Consider the following 6,761-nt stretch of genomic DNA (forward strand, 5'->3'; position numbering starts at 1 on the left):
CGCCCGTGCCGAACAGTGCTCCGGCAAGCGCGCCGTTTTCGCCGGGTATGAGCAGCGTCCTGCCGGCCTCACCGGAAAAGCCGTTGGCCTTGGCCCAGGCGAGCGTGGACGAGGCAAAATCCGCTGCATCCAGCCTATCCTTCGCCACCAGGTGAACCGGCAGCGCGGTCTTCAGTTTTCTCCCGATGAGTTCGACTGGCATTCGATGGTCTCCGGCTTCCGAGTCGGCGCTTTTTTACTGTCCGTTAGGGTTAACAGTATATTTCTGCGGGAGGGAAGATGGCCACGGAACGGCCACGTTTACGAATGGAGGCCCTGGTGCAGATGCCGACCAACCGCATGACGAACGCCACGGGGAAGCGGCTGATAACCACGGCGTTCATAATGGCGCTCGCTGCAAGCGTTGCAGGCTGCGGGACCAACAAGCTGACGACCGGCTCGATCGGACGCACCAGCGGAAAGCCACTGGAAACCATGTCGGCCGGCGAGTTGCACAAGGCGACGATCGCGCTCGGTCAGTCCTACGCCAAGAACCCCAACGACAAGCGGATCGCGACGAATTATGCCGCGGCGCTGCAAATGGATGGCGACGTCGACCAATCGCTCGCGGTGATGCGCAAACTGGCGATCGCCCTGCCGAAGGACCGCGACGTGCTCGCCGCCTATGGCAAGGCACTGGCCGCCAACGGGCAGTTCGAGCCGGCGCTCGACGCGGTGCGCCGCGCGCAGACACCGGAATATCCCGACTGGAAGCTGGTATCGGCGGAAGCCGCGATTCTCGACCAGCTTGGCCAGAGAGATGAGGCGCGCCAGAATTACCGCAAGGCGCTTGACCTCAAGCCGAACGAACCTTCAATCCTTTCAAATCTCGGCATGTCCTATGTGCTGGAAGGTGATCTGCGCACTGCCGAAACCTATATGCGCTCGGCCGCCCAGCAGCCGAACGCCGACAGCCGCGTCCGCCAGAACCTGGCGTTGGTCGTCGGCCTGCAGGGCCGCTTCGACGAAGCCGAGAAGATCGCCTCCCAGGAGCTTTCGGCCGAACAGGCGCAGGCGAACGTGACTTACCTTCGCCAGATGCTCGCCCAGCAGAACGCCTGGAGCCAGCTCAAGGACCAAGACAAGGCAAAGCCTGCCACCAATTGACCACGCTGGCTTTGCTCAAACCTGCCAGTTCCCTCAGCTCATCGACATGCTTGAAATACAAAGCCGCGTTGCATCAGCACCGCGGCTTTCGCAGGTGTTGTCGCCTGGCGAGGCTATTGGCTGCTCGACGTCGGCTGGTCGCCGAAGATGCCGCGCTGGCTCACCTGGATGCCGGCGGGGCCTAGAATGATGGCAAACAGCACGGGCAGGAAGAACAGTATCATCGGCACAGTGAGCTTCGGCGGCAAAGCCGCGGCTTTCTTCTCGGCGGCGTTCATGCGCATGTCGCGGCTTTCGCCGGCAAGCACGCGCAGCGCATGCGCCACCGGCGTGCCGTAGCGCTCGGCCTGCACCAGCGCCTGTGACACCGACTTGACCGACTCCAGGCCGGTGCGGCTTGCAAGGTTTTCGTAAGCCTGCTTGCGTTCCTGCAAGTAGGAAAGCTCGGCATTGGTCAGGATGAACTCTTCGGCAAGTGCCACCGATTGCGCGCCGATCTCGTCCGCGACCTTACGAAACGCCGCCTCCACGGACATGCCGGATTCGACGCAGATCAGCATCAGATCGAGTGCGTCCGGCCACGCCATCTGGATCGACTGCTTGCGTTTGGTGGCGCGGTTGTTGACATAGAGCACCGGCGCGTAAAAACCCGCATAGGCGACGACGATACAGACGAACAATTTGATGAGAGGCGGCTGCTCCGGCAACCCCCCGAGCACGAACAGATACATCGCGGCCAGCGCAAAGCCGACAAAGGGCAGGACCAGACGGAAGAAAAGAAACCGCGTCAGCGGATTCTGCCCGCGAAAGCCCGCCACCTTGAGTTTCTGCAAGGTGCCTTCATCGGCCAGGGCGCGCCTCAGGTCCAGCCGGTCGACAATGTTGCGCATGCCGATCGACTGTTCCTCGCGGAGGCCCTTGCGGCGGCGATCGGCCTCGATCGCAAGCCGCGCACGCTGCTTGGCGCGCAATTCGTCGCGCTCCAGCGCCACGGATTTCATGCGCGCCTTGAGCTGGTTTCCGCCAAAGGCAGGCAGCAGCGTAAAGACGGTCGCAAACACGGCGATGCCAACCAGCAAGGCAATCAGAAATGCCGGATCGGTAAGGGTTTTGACGACGTTCTCAGTCATGCGCTCGAAATCCTAAACTTCGAAGTTCATCATCTTGCGCATCACCAGGATGCCGATCCCCATCCAGACCGCCGAGCAGCCGAGGATCAGATTGCCGACGTTGGTGGTAAACAGAGGCATGATGTAGTTCGGGCTTGTCAGGTAGACGAGAAAGGCGACGACGAAAGGCAACGCGCCGATGATCACGGCGGACGCCTTCGCTTCCATGGACAGCGCCTGGACCTTGGCCTTCATTTTCTTGCGGTCGCGAAGCACGCGCGAAAGATTGCCCAGCGCCTCGGAAAGATTGCCGCCGGCCTGGGACTGGATCTGGATGACGATGCCGAAAAAGCTCGCTTCCGTGCACGGCATTGTCTCAGCCATGCGCATGCTGGCGTCGGGGATCGACAGGCCCATCTGCTGCGAATCGACGATGCGGCGGAACTCGGTCTTGACCGGTTCAGGGGATTCGTTGGCGATCAGGCGGACGGCGTCGTTTAGCGGCAGGCCGGATTTGACCGCACGCACGATGATGTCGAGCGCGTTCGGAAATTCGTTGAGGAATGCCTTGACCCGGCGGGCGCGGCAAAACGAGACGAACCAGCGTGGCAGGCCGAGAGCACCGACCAGCAGCGCACCCGGCAAGACAAACAACGGCGCGCCGATGAAATAGGCAAGAAACGTCAGGGCGACGCCACAAACCGCCGAGTAGAGATAGAAGCGCTCAAGTGAGAACTTCATGCCCGCCTGACGGATCTGAGCCTTCAGTGGCGGCTTTTTGACGATGCTCTGGTTGGTTTTTTGCTTCTGTTCGAGATCCTTCAGCGAATCCTGGACCGATTTTCGCCGCTTGGCCGCTTCCGCCATGCGATCGCGCGAGGCCTTGACGACGGCACCATCCGTCTCGGCGGTCTTGATCGTTTCAAGCCGCCTGCCGACTTGCTTCTCGGTGCTGATCCGATTGAACAGAAAAGCATAGGCGACCGCGCCGGCGCTGAAGCCGGCGAGCACGATGAATGCCAATACGGTGCCGTCAATTCCGAACATCGATTCCGGCCCCTACGCTTCCAGACACATCAGTCAGCGCGTTTCTCCATCGCCTCGAGCGCATTGGCGAGGCGCTGTTCCTCGCCATAATAGCGGGCGCGCTCCCAGAAGTGCGGGCGACCAATACCTGTCGACACGTGCTCACCCAGCAGCCTGCCGTTCGCGTCTTCGCCCTTTATGTTGTAGAGGACGATGTCCTGCGTGATGATGACGTCGCCCTCCATTCCAATCACCTCGGTGATGTGGGTGATGCGACGTGATCCGTCGCGCAGGCGTGCAGCCTGGATGATCACGTCCACCGAACCAACCACGATCTCACGCACGGTTTTCTGCGGCAGCGTGTAGCCGCCCATAGCGATCATCGATTCGATACGGTTCAGGCATTCGCGCGGACTGTTCGAGTGGATCGTGCCCATCGAGCCGTCATGGCCGGTGTTCATCGCCTGCAGAAGATCGAACACTTCAGGTCCGCGCACTTCGCCGACGATGATGCGCTCGGGCCGCATGCGCAGGCAGTTCTTGACCAGGTCGCGCATCGTCACCTCGCCCTCGCCCTCGAGGTTGGGCGGGCGGGTTTCCAGACGCACGACATGCGGCTGCTGCAGTTGCAGCTCGGCCGAGTCCTCGCAGGTGATGACGCGCTCCTCGCGGTCGATATAGTTGGTCAGGCAGTTGAGCAGCGTCGTCTTGCCCGAGCCGGTGCCGCCTGAAATGACGATGTTGCAGCGGACGCGGCCGATAATCTTGAGAATCTCGGCGCCGTGCGGCGAAATGGCGCCGAACTTGACCAGCTGATCGAGCGTCAGCTTGTCCTTCTTGAACTTGCGGATGGTGAGCGCTGTGCCGTCGATGGCGAGCGGCGGCGCGATGACGTTGACGCGGGAACCATCGGGAAGACGCGCGTCGCAGATCGGGCTCGATTCATCGACGCGGCGGCCCACCTGGCTGACGATGCGCTGACAGATGTTGAGGAGCTGCTGGTTGTCGCGGAAACGAATGCCGGTCTGCTCGACCTTGCCGTTGACCTCGATGTAGACGTTCTTGGAACCGTTGACCATGATGTCGGCGATGTCGTCGCGAGCGAGCAATGGCTCCAGCGGCCCGTAACCCAGCACGTCATTGCAGATGTCCTCGAGCAGTTCTTCCTGCTCGGCAATCGACATCGCGAAATTCTTGATCGCGATGATGTCGTTGACGATGTCGCGGATTTCCTCGCGTGCGCTTTCGGGATCGAGCTTGGCGAGCTGCGACAGGTCGATGGTGTCGATGAGAGCGGCAAATACCTGGCTCTTGGTGTCGTAGTAGGTTTCGCTCTTTTGGCGCTGAATCTTTTTCGGCTCCGGCGCCAATGGCGGCGCCTCGACCGCACGTCGCACGGGCGGCGGCGCGGCAGACGCGCCAAGCGACGGCGGCGGTGCGGGCTTGGCAAGAACCGCCGTTTCCGCAGGATTTGCCGCCGGCGCGGCAGGCGCAGGTGCCGGCTGACGGAATTCCGGGGTGAACCGGCTGCCGTCGTCGCTGCCTCTTTTACCAAACATGATCGATTACCAATTCCGCTCCGGAAGCATCACTTCTTGCTGCGCGAGAGCTTGCCAAGGAAATTGCCGAGGCCCGCTTTCTTTCTTGCCTTGATTTCGCTGCGCCCGGTCAGCACATGCGCAATCTCGTTGACCGTGCTGACAACCGGGTTCTTGGCATCCATTTCGCCGAGCATACGCCCGTTGTTGGCGGCGTTTCCGAACAGCAGCGGCTCGAAAGGAAGAACCGACATCGGCGACAGGCCGAGCGAGTCGGCGAAGTCGGATGACGCAATCTCCGGACGCTTTGGCACGCCGGCCTGATTGATGATCAGCTTCGGCGGTGGATCGTTCGGGCGAAGCCGCTTGAACATGTCGACCAGATTCTTGGTGTTGCGCAGATTGGCCAGCTCCGGCGTCGCCGTGATCACGATCTCGTCGGCCTTGACCAGTATGTTTTTGGTCCATCCCGTCCAGACGTGCGGAACATCGAGCACCAGAAGCGGCACGCTGCGCTGCGCCGTGTCGATAAGCTGCGTGAAAGCGTCGGGATCGAAATCGTAGACCCGCTCGAGCGTTGAAGGCGCTGCAAGCAGCGACAGATGCTGGGCGCACTGGGCAAGCAGCCGATCAAGATAGACCTCATCGAGGCGCTCCGGTGAGAATACGGCTTCGGCAATGCCTTGCGCGGGATCCTGATCGAAATTGATGTTGGCCGTTCCGAAAGCCAGGTCGAGATCGGCGACAACCACTTCGGACTTGAACAGCGACGACATCGCCCAAGCCACATTGTGGGCAATAGTCGAGGAGCCGACGCCACCCTTGGCGCCGATGAAGGCGATCGAGCGGCCGATCGGCTCGGCTTCCGGATCAACGAAAATCGTCGATATCACGCTGACGATATCGGCCATCGACACCGGCGCGATGACATATTCGGAAATGCCGGAGCGGATGAGCTCGCGATAAAGCCCGACGTCATTGTAGTGGCCGATGACCACGACCTTCGAGGTCGGATCGCAATATTCGGAGAGCTGCGTGAGCTGCGCGAGCAATTGCGTCGGCTCGCTGCGCGATTCCAGCAGGATCAGGTTCGGTGTCGGCGCCGATTGGTAGAATTCGATGGCGGTGGCGATGCCGCCCATATGGACCTTCAGATGGGCCTTCGCCATGCGACGATCCTCGCCGGCGCGCTCGACCGGATTGGCAACGCCCTCGGTCTCGCAAAATGCCTGAATCGAGATGCGCGGAATCGGCCGCAACGCCTGCATGGCGGCGATGTCCTGCTGCGAGGTTTCGCCGCCATCTACCGCTGTGTCGTAGGCAAGATTGCTCATTCTCATTTCTTTCCGTGACTGGCGCGGCTCAAGCTCAATACTCAACTTCCGAATTGCCGAAGAACTCTTCCGAAATGCCTCTCTGGCGGTAGACGTCGATCACCGCGCCGCGATTTTCCGCGTCGATATCGGATTGCTTGCGCGGTCCGAGCAGATCGGTCGGATTTACCATCTGGGCGGCAAGATTGTTCTGATACGAGCAGCCGAAATCGGCATAGTGCTTGTTTTCCGAGGTCTGCAGCAGGTCTTCGGGCCAGCGCCCGCAGCTGTCGGTCTGGGCCTTCACCGAGACATAGGCGACGCGGATCGGCGCCGACGCTTCGGCCGAAACCGACTGGTAGCTGGTCATGACGATCCGGTTCCGGCTGATGCCGCTGGCAATCGCAAGTCTGGCGAAATCGCGACCGGCCGCGGTCGCGGCGATCTCGTTGGCCGAACCGCTCGGGATCGAGATCGTCAGGGTCGGAGCGGCGCTCTTGTCGTAGCCATCCAGGAAGCCCAGAAGGGTGTCGCGCTGAGAGCCGGTCATGCCGCGATCGCCGGCGCCGACCGGAAGGTCGATCTTCAGGTTCTTCTCAGCAATCACGATCGGATGGGTGGTGCGATAA

6 protein-coding genes and 1 pseudogene are annotated in these 6,761 nt (G+C 61.3%); 1 reads left to right on the top strand and 6 read right to left on the bottom strand.

Annotation, left to right across the window (positions count from 1 at the left end):
- Positions 1–202 (bottom strand): annotated as a pseudogene (locus EOA86_RS16470) (leucyl aminopeptidase family protein); the annotation flags it as partial.
- Positions 203–324: 122 nt separating this feature from the next.
- Between EOA86_RS16470 and EOA86_RS16475 the strand changes: the two are divergent.
- Positions 325–1,146 (top strand): tetratricopeptide repeat protein, encoded by an 822-nt coding sequence (locus EOA86_RS16475; RefSeq protein ID WP_128342604.1) that lies wholly within the window; start codon positions 325–327, stop codon positions 1,144–1,146.
- 113 nt (positions 1,147–1,259) lie between these two features.
- On the opposite strand, the gene EOA86_RS16480 is transcribed toward EOA86_RS16475, so the two are convergent.
- The 5 genes from EOA86_RS16480 to EOA86_RS16500 form a co-directional block, all read right to left on the bottom strand.
- Positions 1,260–2,276 (bottom strand): type II secretion system F family protein, encoded by a 1,017-nt coding sequence (locus EOA86_RS16480; RefSeq protein ID WP_065005866.1) that lies wholly within the window; start codon positions 2,274–2,276, stop codon positions 1,260–1,262.
- Between the two features lie 12 nt (positions 2,277–2,288).
- The gene (locus tag EOA86_RS16485) at positions 2,289–3,302 is read right to left on the bottom strand and encodes a type II secretion system F family protein (protein WP_127211354.1); all 1,014 of its coding nucleotides are present in this window, start codon (positions 3,300–3,302) and stop codon (positions 2,289–2,291) included.
- A gap of 29 nt (positions 3,303–3,331) precedes the next feature.
- Entirely contained in the window at positions 3,332–4,840 is a 1,509-nt protein-coding gene (locus EOA86_RS16490) for a CpaF family protein (RefSeq protein WP_127211353.1), read from the bottom strand.
- 29 nt (positions 4,841–4,869) lie between these two features.
- Positions 4,870–6,153: a CpaE family protein gene (locus tag EOA86_RS16495; protein WP_206630042.1), complete on the bottom strand. Its 1,284-nt coding sequence runs from the start codon at positions 6,151–6,153 to the stop codon at positions 4,870–4,872.
- 34 nt (positions 6,154–6,187) lie between these two features.
- Positions 6,188–6,761, bottom strand: a 574-nt coding sequence (locus tag EOA86_RS16500) for a CpaD family pilus assembly protein (protein WP_128342602.1), incomplete at its 5' end; no start/stop codon positions are given.

This window comes from Mesorhizobium sp. M5C.F.Ca.IN.020.32.2.1 (assembly GCF_004023105.1).
Lineage (GTDB): Bacteria > Pseudomonadota > Alphaproteobacteria > Rhizobiales > Rhizobiaceae > Mesorhizobium > Mesorhizobium wenxiniae.